Origin of the sequence: Bradyrhizobium sp. SZCCT0153, from assembly GCF_018129995.1 — a bacterium.
GTDB classification, from domain to species: domain Bacteria; phylum Pseudomonadota; class Alphaproteobacteria; order Rhizobiales; family Xanthobacteraceae; genus Bradyrhizobium; species Bradyrhizobium japonicum_G.
This window is the reverse complement of the sequence record NZ_JAFCKS010000009.1, coordinates 1-14812: the sequence shown is the minus strand read 5'-3', so window position 1 is coordinate 14812 and position 14812 is coordinate 1. Positions and strand designations below refer to the sequence as shown.

The 14812-nt window shown below is 65.2% G+C and carries 12 protein-coding genes; 2 read left to right on the top strand and 10 right to left on the bottom strand.

The genetic code is table 11. The features are described from left to right. Positions 1 to 30 precede the first annotated feature (30 nt). From JQ572_RS29305 to JQ572_RS29275, 7 genes are all read right to left on the bottom strand, one after another. Positions 31 to 264 (bottom strand): twin-arginine translocase TatA/TatE family subunit, encoded by a 234-nt coding sequence (locus tag JQ572_RS29305; RefSeq protein ID WP_074120659.1) that lies wholly within the window; start codon positions 262 to 264, stop codon positions 31 to 33. A gap of 167 nt (positions 265 to 431) precedes the next feature. Further along, a complete protein-coding gene (gene scpB / locus JQ572_RS29300) occupies positions 432 to 1184 on the bottom strand; it encodes an SMC-Scp complex subunit ScpB (RefSeq protein WP_211386310.1) in 753 nt (250 codons plus the stop codon). 21 nt (positions 1185 to 1205) lie between these two features. Then, positions 1206 to 2045, bottom strand: coding sequence for a segregation and condensation protein A (locus JQ572_RS29295; protein ID WP_211386309.1), 840 nt, complete (start codon positions 2043 to 2045; stop codon positions 1206 to 1208). After that, complete coding sequence (nagZ, locus tag JQ572_RS29290) at positions 2042 to 3070, bottom strand: beta-N-acetylhexosaminidase (protein WP_211386308.1); 1029 nt, start codon at positions 3068 to 3070, stop codon at positions 2042 to 2044. Before nagZ ends, JQ572_RS29295 begins: the two co-directional genes overlap by 4 nt. Before the next feature lie 46 nt (positions 3071 to 3116). Then, the gene (locus JQ572_RS29285) at positions 3117 to 4691 is read right to left on the bottom strand and encodes an SPOR domain-containing protein (RefSeq protein WP_211386307.1); all 1575 of its coding nucleotides are present in this window, start codon (positions 4689 to 4691) and stop codon (positions 3117 to 3119) included. Positions 4692 to 4832: 141 nt separating this feature from the next. Continuing rightward, positions 4833 to 6623, bottom strand: a complete 1791-nt coding sequence (gene argS / locus JQ572_RS29280) for an arginine--tRNA ligase (protein WP_211386306.1) — start codon at positions 6621 to 6623, stop codon at positions 4833 to 4835. Between the two features lie 9 nt (positions 6624 to 6632). Further along, positions 6633 to 7841 (bottom strand): deoxyguanosinetriphosphate triphosphohydrolase, encoded by a 1209-nt coding sequence (locus JQ572_RS29275; protein ID WP_211386305.1) that lies wholly within the window; start codon positions 7839 to 7841, stop codon positions 6633 to 6635. Positions 7842 to 7977: 136 nt separating this feature from the next. On the opposite strand from JQ572_RS29275, the gene erpA reads away from it, so the two are divergent. Next, entirely contained in the window at positions 7978 to 8307 is a 330-nt protein-coding gene (gene erpA / locus JQ572_RS29270) for an iron-sulfur cluster insertion protein ErpA (protein WP_014495044.1), read from the top strand. Between the two features lie 4 nt (positions 8308 to 8311). Here the strand turns inward: erpA and JQ572_RS29265 are convergent, their stop codons facing one another. Further along, complete coding sequence (locus tag JQ572_RS29265; RefSeq protein ID WP_211386304.1) at positions 8312 to 10642, bottom strand: hybrid sensor histidine kinase/response regulator; 2331 nt, start codon at positions 10640 to 10642, stop codon at positions 8312 to 8314. A 133-nt stretch (positions 10643 to 10775) separates the two neighbouring features. Between JQ572_RS29265 and xth the strand changes: the two genes are divergently transcribed. Continuing rightward, complete coding sequence (gene xth / locus JQ572_RS29260) at positions 10776 to 11573, top strand: exodeoxyribonuclease III (RefSeq protein ID WP_211386303.1); 798 nt, start codon at positions 10776 to 10778, stop codon at positions 11571 to 11573. A 64-nt stretch (positions 11574 to 11637) separates the two neighbouring features. Here xth and JQ572_RS29255 read toward each other — a convergent pair whose 3' ends face one another. Together JQ572_RS29255 and ilvD are read right to left on the bottom strand one after the other, a co-directional pair. Continuing rightward, entirely contained in the window at positions 11638 to 12462 is an 825-nt protein-coding gene (locus tag JQ572_RS29255) for a tetratricopeptide repeat protein (RefSeq protein WP_211386302.1), read from the bottom strand. After that, entirely contained in the window at positions 12449 to 14173 is a 1725-nt protein-coding gene (ilvD, locus tag JQ572_RS29250) for a dihydroxy-acid dehydratase (RefSeq protein WP_211386301.1), read from the bottom strand. Before ilvD ends, JQ572_RS29255 begins: the two co-directional genes overlap by 14 nt. Positions 14174 to 14812 lie beyond the last annotated feature (639 nt).

Sequence of the window (14812 nt, the reverse complement as noted above, 5' to 3'; positions counted from 1 at the left end):
GCTCTACCCGCGTCTCGCGTGCTCTCTGGCTCAGACGGCCTTGCTGCCGACGTCGGACCGTGCCGCGGTCGGGGCGGCATTGTGCTCGATGGACTTGGCCGGCTCGGGCTTGTCGGCGACCTTGTCGTCGTCCTGCATGCCCTTCTTGAACGCCTTGATGCCCTGTGCCACGTCGCCCATCAGATCCGAAATCTTGCCGCGACCGAACAGCAGCAGGACCACTGCGATCACCAGGATCCAGTGCCAAATGCTGAGTGAACCCATCCTGCAACCCTCCAAACGCGCATGGCCGGGGACCCGGCCGATCTTCACCGAAACCTAGGCTTGGCGGGTGTCAAAAACAAGGACCAAGGCAGCGCCAATTCGCTGTTGGCACTACGTAATCTTGCTAGTGTTAACTGGTCGCAGGGGGACGCAAAAATGCTGCAACGTCAGTCCTCGCGGCCGCCCTCGCCACCCTCATTGCCGCCTTCCGGCGGCGTCTCGGGCTCCACCGCAGGCGCCAGCGCCAGATCAAGGTCCTCGCCCGGTTCGAGCGGATCCTCGTCCTCGCGCAACTGCGGGTCATCCGACGGCGTCGGCACGCTGAATCCGGTCGGCAGGCGCGAATCCAGCAGGCCCGTGCCCTTCAGTTCCTCCAGGCCCGGCAGGTCGCCGAGCTGTTCCAGGGTGAACTGCGACAGGAAGTCCTCGGTGGTTCCGAAGGTCAAGGGACGGCCGGGCGTCTTGCGCCGGCCGCGCGGCTTGATCCAGCCGGTCTCCAGCAGCACGTCGAGCGTGCCCTTCGACGTGACGACGCCGCGGATCTCTTCGATCTCGGCGCGCGTCACCGGCTGGTGATAGGCGATGATCGCCAGCACCTCGATCGCGGCCCGCGACAGGCGGCGGGTCTCGGTGCTTTCGCGGGTCATCAGCCAGGCGAGATCGCCCGCGGTGCGGAAGGTCCATTTGTTGGCAACCCGCACCAGATTCACGCCGCGCAAGGCATAGTCCGCCTGCAGCTGCTCGAGCGCAGCCTTCACGTCCACGCCCTCGGGCATGCGCTTGGCCAGCGTCGCGGTATCCAGCGGTTCGTTCGAAGCGAACAGCAGCGCTTCCAGCAGCCGCAATTCCTCGGGACGTGCCTGGGACTCGCTCTCCATCGGCTCGGCCTCTTCTACCCGCACTTCAGCCAGGCTTGCCATGGCAGATTCTCCTTCTTGCACTTAAGCGACCGGCGCATCAGGCGCAGGAGCTGCGTCCGGGACCGGCTTGGGACGCCCCTTCCGGAAGTAGATGGGCGCAAATGCCTCTTTCTGGTTCAGCTCGAGCTGCCCCTCGCGCACCAGCTCGAGCGCAGCGGCGAAACTCGAGGCGAACACCGTCGCACGCTGGGTCGGATCGGCGACGTGTCTGATCAGGAAATCGTCGAGAACGCCCCAGTCGTCCTGTTCGCTGATGCTGCCGACCAGCCGCTCCAGCGTCGCGCGCGCCTCGGCGAGCGACCACACCGTGCGCTTGGCCAGATGCACACTCGCCAGCACGCGCGACTGACGCTGCGCGGCGTAGGCCGTGAGCAGGTCGTAAAGTGTCGCGGTGTATTTCGGATGCTTGATCTCGGCGATCCGTTCGGGCTCGCCGCGCGGGAAGATGTCGCGCTGCAATTGCGGCCTGTTCATCAGCCGGTTGGCGGCTTCGCGAATGGCTTCCAGCCGGCGCAGACGGTTGGCGAGCGCGGTCGCCATCTCTTCCGCGCTCGGACCTTCCGCGCTCGGCGGCTCCGGCAGCAGCAGGCGCGATTTCAGGAAGGCAAGCCAGGCTGCCATGACGAGGTAGTCGGCAGCGAGCTCCAGCCGGATTTTTCGCGCGGCTTCGATGAAGTGGAGATATTGGTCGGCCAGCGCCAGGATGGAGATCTTGGCGAGGTCGACCTTCTGCTGCCGCGCCAGTGCGAGCAGCAGGTCGAGCGGGCCCTCATAGCCCTCGACGTCCACCACCAACGCCGGCTCACCCTCGGCAAGCTCTGCGGGCCGCCCGGTTTCAAACGATAGGATTTCTGCGGTCATGCGGATGCCGTGTTTGCCCGTGCGATCAATGCGTCCAGTTCGGCGCGCGCGGCCGCCCGGTCGAACGGCTGCGGCTCTCTGCGCGCCGCGAGCGCAGCATTCGCCCGCTGCAGCGCCCTGCCCGACAGTTCAGGGGTCTGGCCGGCGACCTCGCGCATCTCCTCGATGTTGCCGTTGCAATGCAGGGCCATGTCGCAGCCGGCCGCGAAGATGGCGCGGGTCCGCTCCGCGATATTTCCCGACAGCGCGTTCATCGACACGTCATCACTCATCAACAAACCCTGGAACCCGATTGCGCCGCGAATCACCTGAGCGATCATTGTCGCAGATGTCGTCGCCGGATGGGCGGGGTCGACCGCGCTAAACACAACATGTGCAGTCATGGCCATCGGCAAATCCGCCAGCGGCTTGAAGGCTGCGAAGTCGGTCCGCTCCAACTCATCCCGTGGCGTATCGACCGTCGGCAGCTTGAAATGGGTGTCGGCCGTGGCGCGGCCATGGCCGGGAATGTGCTTGAGGACCGGCAGCACGCCGCCCTGCTCCAGGCCCTCGGTGACCGCGCGGGCGATCGTCGCGACCTTGCCGGGCTCAGTGCCATAGGCCCGATTTCCGATCACGGCATCGGCACCCGCCACCGGTACGTCAGCCAACGGCAAGCAATCCACGGTAATGCCGAGTTCGGCGAGATCGGCCGCGATCAGGCGGGCACTCAGGCGCGCCGCAGTCAGCCCAAGCGCCGAATCAGTGTTGTACAGACCCGCGAAAATGGCGCCCGGCGGATAGACCGGCCAATGTGGCGGCCCCAGCCGCTGCACCCGACCGCCCTCTTGATCGATCAGGACCGGCGCGTCGGCGGCTTCGGAAACCGCACGCAATTCAGCAACGAGTGCAGCAACTTGTGCCGGCGTCTCGACATTGCGCTTGAAGAGGATGAAGCCCCATGGGCGCTCGCTGCGGATAAACTCCCGCTCGGCGGCGGTCAGTTCCGTTCCGGATACGCCCGTAATGAAGGCCCGCGTGCTCATAAGGGCCGATTAACCCTGCCCCGCGAGGGGGTCAAGGAAACGGCCGTTAATTCCTCTGGACGAAGCAGGCGGACAGGCCTGCGGACTTCAGGCTGTTGCAGGCCTGCGTCGCTTCCTCAGCCGAACCATAGGGCCCTGCGAAAGCGCGGTAGACGATTCCCTTGCCCTTGTCGGTGAGATCGACCCGCTTGATCACCGGCGAGCGGGAGCCCAGCACGCTGCCATACTTGCTCTGAAGCACGCGATAGGAGGCGTGGGCGCTGTCTTCCGTCTGCTGCGAGGAGACCTGCACGACATAGCCGCCGCCACCGCTGCTGGGGGGCGCAATTTGCGTCGGATTGGTCGCAGCCATCCGCTGCGGCGGTTCAGCCGGCGCCGCCTGCGGAGCCAGCGACATCGGCTGGTTGGCGCTGGCATTGGCCGAGGTCGGCGGATTGCGCGGCGCGGCCGGGGCAGCGACCGGCTTTGGTGCAGTTGCCGGCTTGGCCGCAGCCGATTGTGGCGCGGTGCTATCGGTCTGATCACCCTTCACGGCCACAGTCCTGATCGGGCGCGGCGAATTGTTCGGCAGGGTCCCGTTGCTCGCGTTTGTGCCGGCGCTTTGTAATGGAACCATGGACGGCGAAACGCTCGCCACCGGAGGCGGATTCGCATTCTGGTTCAGCGGCGGGAACACCACGCGGGGACCGCCCGCCTTGGCGTTGACGTCGACAGGCGCCTCCTCGCGCGGCACGATCTTCTCGGTGCCATCGCCGCTGACCATGCGATCCGGCACCTTGGCCGAGGAATCCGTCGGCGCAGGCACGATCTTGGTCGGGGTGTTGTCGGCCTTGATGATCGGCGGCTCGCCGCTGCGGGGCGAGCCCACATAGGTCTTGTAGGCGAAGGCCGCGCCAGTGCCGACCACGGCGAGCGCGAGAATCGCCGCGACGGTCATCATGCCGCCGCGCTGCTTCTTCGGCTCGTCGAGATCTGCTTCGGGATAATCGCTCTGGAACGCGTAGGGATCGTCCGGATAGGCCGGATCGCGCTGGTAGTCCTGCTCGCCCGCCTCCAGCCGTCCGTAGAGCGCATCATCGTAGCGCGCCGGATCGGGCTGCTGATGCAGCTCCTGATAGGCATGCTCCTGATAAGCCTGATCATGTTGCTGGCGAGCATGCCCTTGATAGGCCTGAGCTTGATAAGCCTGATCCTGATATGCGTGATCCTGATAGGCTTGCGGCTGATGAAAATCAGGCTCGGGCGCGGTCGGCTGGGCCGAATAGCGATGCAATGGATGAACCGGGTTCACAGAGACCGGATAGTCGGGTTCGGGTGCCGGCTGCGGCTGCACGTTGGCGCGCCGCATCCATGAGGGCGGCCCGGCCGGAGGCGGCGACGCCTGCTCGGCATAGTCCTGCTGGTCATCGTCCTGCGAATAGTCGTCGTCCTGATAGCTCTGGGCCGGCGCTGGCGCCGCCGGCGTGCGGGTACCGGGCCGTCCCTGCGCTGCGAAGGGATCGGTCTGTCCGATCAGGCGGGCAAGTTCGGCCAGGGGATCATTTTCCGCCTTGCCATGCTGGTCGCCACCGCGACCGTAGTCATCGGAAGGAAACGGTCTGTCCTGATATCGTTCGGCCATCGTGATGATGCGTCCCTTCGGGAAAGCCGCGCGCCCCTCGACCAAGGCACGGCTTTCGACCCACAAGGCTTTCAACCAAGTCTAAGTGATCCGGCTTCTGCCGGTTACCCCCAAAATTCCCCTTAAGTAGTTCGCCCCAAACTACCGCATCTCGTCCGGAGCATGGACGCCGAGGATGGCGAGGCCCGATGCCAGGACGGAGACGACGCCCTGGACCATGGCCAGCCGCGCCTTCGTTAGCTCTGCATCATTATTGATAATGAAGCGTAAATAGGGCAAATCGCGCCCCTTCGTCCAAAGCGCATGAAATTCACTGGCTAACTCATAGAGATAGAACGCAATTCGGTGCGGCTCATGGGCACTGGCGGCCGCTTCCAGCATGCGCGGATAAATTGCGAGGCGCTTAAGAAGGTCGAGTTCCACCGGATCAGACAGCCGTTCCACCGCCGACTCACGCAGCCATGCAACGCGCTTGCCTGAGTCCTCCGGGAGTTCCGGGAACACCTCGGTACGCGCATTCCGGAAGATCGAGTGGCCGCGGGCGTGGCCGTACTGGACGTAGAACACCGGGTTGTCACGCGACTGTTCCATGACCTTGGCGAGGTCGAAGTCGAGCACCGCGTCGTTCTTGCGGTAGAGCATCATGAAGCGCACGGCGTCCTGACCGACTTCATCCACCACCTCACGCAAGGTGACGAAGTCCCCGCTTCGCTTCGACATTTTCACCGGCTCGCCATTGCGCAGCAACTTCACGAGCTGGACGATCTTGACGTCGAGCGCGCCCTTGCCGGACGTCGTCGCCTTCACCGCCGCCTGCATCCGCTTGATGTAGCCGCCATGGTCGGCGCCCCAGACGTCGATCATCTCCGCAAAACCGCGGTCGAACTTGTTCTTGTGGTAGGCGATGTCGGAGGCGAAGTAGGTGTAGGAATTGTCCGACTTGATCAGCGGCCGATCGACGTCGTCGCCGTAGGCGGTCGCCTTGAACAGCAGCTGCTCGCGGTCTTCCCAATCCTCGACCGGCGCGCCCTTCGGCGGCGGCAGGCGGCCTTCGTAGATGTCGCCCTTGGCCTTCAGGAAATCGATGGTCTCGGCGACCTTGTTGTCCCCGGTCTCTATCAGCGAGCGCTCGGAGAAGAACACGTCGTGGCGGATGTTGAGGGCGGCGAGATCATCCTTGATCTCGTCCATCATCATCGCGATCGCCTTGGCGCGCACCGTCGGCAGCCATTGCGCCTCGCTCATCGCGAGCAGCTTGTCGCCATGCTCCCTGGCTAGCGCCTGCCCGACCGGCTTCAGATAGTCGCCGGGATAGAGCCCTTCCGGGATCGCGCCGATGTCCTCGCCGAGCGCCTCGCGATACCGGAGAAATGCTGAGCGCGCGAGCACGTCGACCTGGGCGCCGGCGTCGTTGATGTAATATTCGCGCGTGACGTCGTGGCCGCCGAACTGGAGCAGGCTCGCGAGCGCGTCGCCGAACACGGCACCGCGGCAATGGCCGACATGCATCGGTCCGGTCGGATTGGCCGAGACGTATTCGACATTGACCTTGGAGCCGCCGCGGACGCGGCCGTAATCGGCGCCCTCGCGCAGCACCGTGCGCAACGCCTCGGCCCATGCGGCCGGCCTGAGCGTCAAATTGATGAAACCGGGACCGGCGATGTCGACCTTGGCGATCAGCGCATCGGCGCGCAGCCGTTCGGCGATCTGCTCGGCGAGGTCGCGGGGCTTCGCCTTTGCCTCTTTCGCAAGCACCATGGCGGCATTGGTCGCCATGTCGCCATGGGAGGCGTCGCGCGGCGGCTCGACCACCACGCGCGAGAAATCGATGCCCTCGGGCCAGCTGGCATCCACCGCGAGCGCGCGGCAGGCGGCGTGCACGCGCGCGAGCACGTCGGCGAACAGGTGCAGGGATGAGGATGTGTCGGGCATGGGCGCCGCCTAACGCAAATCCGGGGTCGAGTCAAAGAGCCGCTGGTGCTCGGTCAGGGCGAAACGGTCGGTCATTCCGGCGATGAAATTGCCGATCCGGCGAGCCCGGTCGCCCGCGTTGTCCGCCTCCGCCCCCAGCAGCCATTCCGGCGGCAGCTCGGCCGGCACCTTCAGGTATTTCGCGAACAGGTCGAACAGGATCTGCTCCGCCTCCCCCATCACCCGCATTACCCGCTTGTGGCGGTACATGTGCTGGTAGAGGAAGCGCTTGATGGCAGCCTCCTCCTCCGCGACTGCGGCGGGGAACGCGATCAGCGCCCGGCTCTGCTGGCGCACGTCCCGGGCCGATTGCGGCTTGACGACGGCGAGGTTCTTCTGCGCCTCTGCAAACACGGCGCCGATCAGATGCGAGATCAGTTCGCGCACCAGCTCGGCCCCGCGCCTGACGTCTTCGAGATCTGGATAGTGCGCGGACGTCTCGGCGATGATCTCGGCCGTGAGCGGCATCGCCTTGAGATCGTCGAGATGGAACAGGCCGGCGCGCAGGCCGTCGTCGATGTCGTGGGCATCATAAGCGATGTCGTCGGCGATCGCGGCGACCTGTGCTTCCAGCGAGGCGAAGCTCCACAGTTCGAGATCGTAGGCCTTGACGTAGTCGGCGATCCCGACGGGAATGCCGTGCTCGCGATAGCGCCCGACCGGCGCGCCGTTGCGATCGGTCAGCGGGCCGTTGTGCTTGACGATGCCCTCCAGCGACTCCCAGGTCAGGTTGAGTCCGTCGAACTCGGGATAGCGGTGCTCCAGCGCCGCGACGACGCGGAGCGTCTGGGCGTTGTGGTCGAAGCCGCCAAAACCGTTCAGGCAGGCGTCCAGCGCCCGCTCGCCGGCATGCCCAAAGGGCGGATGGCCAAGGTCGTGGGCGAGCGCCAGCGTCTCCGTGAGGTCCTCGTCCAGCCCAAGCTGCCGGGCCAGTGCGCGCGCGATCTGTGCCACCTCCAGCGAATGGGTCAGCCGGGTGCGGTAGTGGTCGCCCTCGTGGAACACGAACACCTGGGTCTTGTACTTCAGGCGGCGGAACGCGGTCGAATGGATCACCCGGTCGCAATCCCGCCGGAACGGGCTGCGGGTCCGGCTCGGCGGCTCGGCGACCAGCCGGCCGCGGCTGCGATCGGGATCGCAGGCATAGGGCGCGCGGGGGGCAGCCATTCCGACGGACACGGCGAATTTAGTCCCTATCCATTTGATTCTGCGTATCCTTGCACTTAACTATGCCGGACGCGGGATACCAAATGAATTGGGCAAGTGATCCTGACAAGTGAATTTGGTATGACCGCGGGACTATCGGAGACGAGCTATGACGACTGACGTGACCATCAGTGACCGCGCCGCACGCCGGATTGGGGAGATCCTCAAGGGCGAAGGTTCTGGCGCGATGCTGCGCATCTCCGTCGAGGGCGGCGGCTGCTCGGGATTCCAGTACAAGTTCGACATCGACCGCGACCGCACCGACGACGATCTCGTGATCGAGCAGGAGAATGCGGTGGTCCTGGTCGATTCCGCCTCCCAGCCGTTCTTGGCGGGCTCGCAGGTCGATTTCGTCGACGACCTGATCGGCGCTTCGTTCCGCGTCAACAATCCGAACGCGACGGCGTCCTGCGGCTGCGGGACCAGCTTCTCGATCTGACCGGCTACGCGCCGGTCATCTGCCTTTCCTCGTCCGTCCAGTCCGCCTCGACCGGAATCAGTTCCGGCTGAAGCGGCGCCTCATCAGGCATCGTGTGGCCGTCCAGCGCACGCAGCAATGCCGCGACCAGCGCCGGCTTGCGCAGCGGCTTTGCCAGGAAATCGGACATGCCTGCCTCGCGGCAGATCCTCACGTCCTCGGGAAACGCGTTGGCGGTCAGCGCGGTGATTGGCAACGTCGCGTAGCGCCCGCCTTGCGCGCGGATCGCACGGGTCGCGGCCAAGCCGTCCATGTCGGGCATGCGCACGTCCATCAGCACGATGTCGTAATCGACCTCGGAAACCGCGGCGACGGCCTCGACGCCGTCGGTGACGACACGCAGCTCGACATCGAAACCGCCGAGCATCTTGCTCACGACCATCCGGTTGACGGCGTCGTCCTCCGCGACCAGCACCTTCAGCGGCCGGTCGAGCCCGGCGATACGCGCCTTGAGCTCGTCGGCCTCATCGCGGCCGTCCGCCAGGTCGGAGGCCTGCGCCTGGCTCCAGGGCAGCACCAGCGTGAAGCGGAAGGTCGAGCCCTCGCCCGGCGTCGAGGTGACGCCGATGGTGCCGCCCATCTGCTCGATGATGCGCCGGGAGATCGCAAGCCCAAGCCCGGTGCCGCCGAAGCGGCGGCTGATCGAGGCGTCGGCCTGCGCGAAGTCACTGAAGAGCTTGTCGAGCTTCTCCGGAGCGATGCCGATGCCGCTGTCGGTCACCGTCCATTCGACGGTCGCGAGCAGATCGCGGCGCGCCTGGCAGGTCGCGGATATCGTCACCTCGCCCTCATCGGTGAACTTCACCGCGTTGGAAGCAAGGTTGAGCAGCACCTGGCGGATGCGCGCGACGTCGCCGCGCAGCGTCGGCGGCAGGGTCGGATCGAGCTCGACCTTGACCGCCAATCCTTTGCTCTTGGCGCTCGCGCGCACGACGGTTGCGACCGCTTCGACCAGCGACTGCGGTGCAAAATCGATCGCCTCGAACGCGAAGCGCCCGGCCTCGAGCTTGGAGAGATCGAGGATGTCATTGAGGATGCGCTGGAGATTGTCGCCGGACTCCCGGATCGTGGTGACGGCCTCGTGCTGCTCAGGATCGAGCCTGGTCTCCAGCAGCATGCTGGCGAGCCCGAGCACGCCGTTCATCGGGGTGCGGATCTCGTGGCTCATCACCGCCAGGAAATCGGACTTGGCGCGGCTTTCGGCCTCGGCCTTTTCCGCGCGCCAGCGCTCGGTGACGTCGCGCCCGAAGCCGCGATAGCCGAGAAACTGGCCGTCGCGGTCATAGGCCGGCTTCGCGGTCAGCGACCACAGCCGCGCCTCGCCGCCGGCAACGACCTTGAGGTTCATCTCGTGCAGCGGCTCGGCATGCTCCATCAGGCCGACGATGTTGTAGGCGGCCGCCTTGTCCTCGGGACAGAGCATGTCGAGCACGTCGGCGAAGAGCGATCCCTTCAGGAGCGGAAGCGGCAATTGCGCGACGTCGGCGAAGCGTTGGGGCACGTCGGTGAGATGTCCTTCGGCATCCGTCTGCCACAGCCAGTCGCTGGCGTTCTCCTGAAAATCCTTCAGCAGCAGCGAGATGATCTCGGTCTGCCGTTCGAGCTCGAGCCGGGCCTTGAGATTGCCGAGAAACAAATTGCCCTGCGAGACGATGTTGCGCGCCATGAAGAACGCGAACAGCAGCAGGAACACCGCCGTCACCAGATACGGCCCCGTCCCGCACACGAACAGCGCACCGGCGCAGGCGATCGTCATGGTGGCGAGATAGGCGAGGCCGGCGCGCGGGAAGGTCGACAGCGTGAAGGCGCCGCCGGACATCATGCCCACCATCAGGCAGGCCAGGATGAGCTGGCTGGTCGGCTCGACGCGGCTGAACAGCGCGAGCGGCAACGTGCCCCAGATCGCGGCGAGGAAGAATGCCTGCCGCAGCATCTGCCGCGCGGCATGCGGCGAGGCTTCCTGCGGGGGGCTCGCGTGCGATCGCTGCCATGACCGGAACGCGACGAGGGCGACGGCGGCGAGCGTCACGCCCCAGATCGCGAGGAAGTCGTTCCAGCCCCGGCCCCAGAACAGGATCAGCACGATGGCGACGTTGAGCATGGTGACGGCCATCGTCACCGGAATCAGCCGCGTCACCGCGTCGATCTGCTTGGCGCGGATGCGGCGCAGCTCGCGCTCGCTGAGATCGGCGGTCAGGCCCTCCTCGATCTCGTAGCCGCCGAGCCAATACAGAAACGCGCCGATCAGGCCGCTGCGCGGTTCGGTTCGCTTCATGGATTTGTCTGGCCATCCCATTCGAAAAACCTTTTCGGTATCAATGGCCCGGGGCGGGCTTAAGCCGGGTTAATTTTGTGGGAGATTTTGCGGCGTCCTTGACGGGCGCGTTTGCATTTTGTTCTAACCATGGCCCCTGCCCGGAGCCGCCGACATGCCCATCAGAATTGCCACCTGGAACGTGAACTCGGTTCGGCAGCGGATCGATCTCCTGCTGAGCTGGCTGAAGGAGTGCCAGCCGGACATCGTCTGCCTCCAGGAGATCAAATGCGTCGACGAGGCCTTCCCGCGGCTGGAGATCGAGGCGCTCGGCTACAACGTAGTCACCCACGGACAGAAGACCTTCAACGGTGTCGCCCTGCTCTCGAAGCTCCGGTTCGACGAGACCAAGTCGGGGCTGGCCGGCGACGACGAGGACGCCCATGCCCGCTTCCTCGAAGGCGTGGTGACGCTCAAGCGCGGGGTGTTGCGCATTGCCTGCCTCTATCTGCCCAATGGCAACCCGGTCGGGACCGAGAAATATCCCTACAAGCTCAAATGGATGTCGCGGCTTCTTGAATATTCGAAGGAGCGCCTCAAGACCGAGGAGCCGCTGATCCTCGCAGGCGACTTCAACGTCATCCCGCATGCCCGCGACGTCCACAATCCCGCCGCCTGGACCGAGGACGCTCTGTTCAAGGCCGAGACACGGGAGAGCTTTCAGTCACTGCTCGGCCTCGGCCTGACCGATGCCTTGCGCGCCGTCACCGACGAGCCCGGGCTCTACACCTTCTGGGACTATCAGGCCGGCGCCTGGCAGAAGAACCATGGCCTGCGGATCGATCACCTGCTGTTGTCGCCGCAGGCCAGCGATCGGCTCGCCAATGTCGGCATCGACAGCTATGTGCGCGGCTGGGGGAAGCCGTCGGACCACGTGCCGGTGTGGGCGGATCTCGATCTGGAGGCGGCTTAGGCAATATGCCGAGGTGGTGGTGGGCACGGCGCCAAGGCGCCTTTGCCCATCCTAAGAGAGCGGCCTATTCGCGGCGGCCCTGCACCCACTGTTCCAGCATTTGCAGGCACATGGCGCGGTCGTCGTCGGAGGCCTTGGAGAAGGCGCGGTTGTAGCTTTCCTTGATCCAGACCTCGTCGGTCCCGGCGCTGTCACGCGCGAGCGTCAGCCACATCAGACCGCGGGCGGCCTGCCGCGGCAGGCGGTCGCCGTTGAACAGCATCTGACCGAGCAGCGCCTGCGCCTCGTGCTGGCCCTTCTGGGCCGCGAGGCCAAGCCAGCGCGCGCCATAGCGGAAATCCTCGCGCGAGGCGTCCGGGGTCTTCAGGTACAGCCGGGCGAGATCGTATTGCGCATCCGCATTGCCGAAATAGGACGCCGCGTAGGAGAACATCTCCCGCGCCCGGTCCGGATCGGCCTTGATCTTCGAGTTCGGGATGCCGGCGAGATAATAACGGCCGAGCGCGACGAAGGCGTTGGCCACGACCTGCGCCTGCGGCGCCGACGGGCTGTCCTCGGCATGCGCGTTGGCGATCCGGCTGAAATATTCGAAGGCGCGCACGTCGTCCTGAGCGACGCCGTCGCCATTGGCGTACATGCGGCCGAGCTTCCACTGCGCGATCGGGTGGCCACCTTCGGCGGCGTATTGCAGGGCGCTGAGCGAGGTTTCCTGGGGCAAGGCCGCCGGCGGCACATTGCGCACCTTGCCCGCTGCGCCCGGCAAGGTCGTGACCACCGGGATGGTCGCATCCTTCGGGCTGACAGGTGCGCCGTCAAAGGCGAGCGCCGGCGCGGCCAGCGCGCCGGCCCCCAACACAAACGCAACTATGGTACGCCTAGATATCCGCATAGCACTGTTTCTCGTGCGCGCCGCCCGGATGGGTGACTGCCCCACCGACCGCTGGTCCAACCTGCTGAGCATATTTCCAGAGCGCGCCCGTCGTGTGGTTAGTCGCGCGAGCGCTCCATTTGGTCTTGCGCTGGACCAGTTCCTGGTCGCTCAATTTTACGTTAAGGGTCCCGGCCACCGCGTCGATCTCGATGATGTCGCCGTCTTCGAGCAGGCCGATGGGACCGCCGATGGCGGCTTCCGGCCCGACATGGCCGATGCAGAAGCCGCGGGTGGCGCCGGAGAAGCGGCCGTCGGTGATGAGCGCGATCTTGCCGCCCATGCCCTGGCCGGTCAGCGCCGCGGTGGTCTGGAGCATTTCCCGCATGCCGGGACCGCCCTTCGGCCCCTCGTAGCGGATCACGATGACTTCGCCTTCGCGGTAGGTACGCTTCTGGACCGCCTCGAAAGCATCCTCCTCACGGTCAAAGCACCTGGCCGGACCGGTAAACCTGAGGTTGGACATTCCCGCGACTTTCACGATCGCACCTTCTGGCGCCAAATTGCCCTTCAGACCGACCACACCGCCCGTGACGGTGATGGGTTTGTCTGCCGGGTGCACCACGTCCTGGTGCGGATTCCATTTCACGCTCTTGAGGTTTTCGGCGATCGTTCGACCGGTGACGGTGAGGCAGTCACCGTGGAGAAATCCATTGTCGAGCAGCGTCTTCATCAGAAGCGGTATGCCACCTACTTCAAACATGTCTTTGGCGACATAACGGCCGCCCGGCTTCAAATCCGCGACATATGGTGTCTTTTTGAAGATTTCGGCGACGTCGAACAGGTCGAACTTGATGCCGCACTCATGCGCGATTGCCGGTAGGTGCAGTGCAGCATTGGTCGAGCCACCCGAGGCGGCGACAACGGCGGCCGCATTCTCCAGCGCCTTGCGGGTGACGATGTCGCGCGGCCGGATGTTTCGGGCGATCAGATCCATGACCTGCTCGCCCGCGGTCATGCAGAAAGCGTCGCGGATTTCATACGGCGCCGGAGCGCCGGCCGAATACGGCAGCGCCAGGCCGATCGCCTCGGAGACGGTCGCCATGGTGTTGGCGGTGAACTGCGCGCCGCAGGCGCCCGCCGACGGGCAGGCCACGCGCTCGATCTCGTCGAGGTCCTCGTCCGACATGGCGCCGACCGAGTGCTTGCCGACAGCTTCGAACATGTCCTGCACGGTGACCTGCTGGCCCCGGAAATTGCCGGGCAGGATCGAGCCGCCATAGATGAAGATCGAGGGAACGTTGAGGCGGACCATCGCCATCATCATGCCCGGCAGCGACTTGTCGCAGCCGGCGAGGCCCACGAGGGCGTCATAGGCGTGGCCGCGGACAGTCAGCTCGACCGAGTCGGCGATGCATTCGCGCGACGGCAGCGAGGAGCGCATGCCGTCATGGCCCATGGCGATGCCGTCGGTCACGGTGATGGTGCAGAATTCGCGCGGCGTGCCGCCGGCGGAAGCCACGCCCTTCTTCACGGCCTGGGCCTGGCGCATCAGGGAAATGTTGCAGGGCGCGGCCTCGTTCCAGCAGGAAGCGACGCCGACGAAAGGCTGGTGGATCTGCGCGGTAGTCAGGCCCATGGCGTAGAAGTAGGAGCGATGGGGCGCGCGCGTTGGCCCTTCCGTCACGTGACGGCTCGGCAGCCTCTGCTTGATGTCGGTCTTCGCGTCCATCGCAACCAGTTTCCCCGGCCAACCCTTTCAGACCCGAAAAATCAGAGCCAAGATTTGAATCGACCTTGGGATTTCCCGTCGCCTTCCAAGACCACCGCTGCCGCCAAACATTCGAGTTATTTTATTCATGTTCAGGTGTGGCTAAAAAGCGGCGCCGATGCGAACGGACGGAGATATGGGTTAAATCCGCGATGACTGTTGCGTGGATGGCACAATCGTGACCCGGAAGACACGAATTGGCTTACCGAGATACCCCTTGCTGGGGTGACGCTCTACAACTTGAGATTTCGTGCGGGCGCATCGCGCCCCCCATCCGGCTCGACGATTGCGCCAAGCGAGGTGAGTCGACGTATTCGCCTTTACACATCGCAATGACGGAGCAAGGGGCGACATCGCAGTCCTGCGACACACATTTCGACTTGCAGGCACGGCTTCGCGTCCTCGCGGCGCATTTCGCCCGAGCTCTGCTTCGTTTCTCCACCCTCTAAGCCAAGAGGGCGCAGGGAAGGCCGGGTGCCGGCTTGCACCCGCGGTCCGCTGCGCGAAAAGCACACGCAGAGAAAACCGCACAGCAGCATACAGGTGTAGCCAATCACTCGGCCTTCCCTGCGCAGTGGTTGGACGGCTTATGCCGTGCTC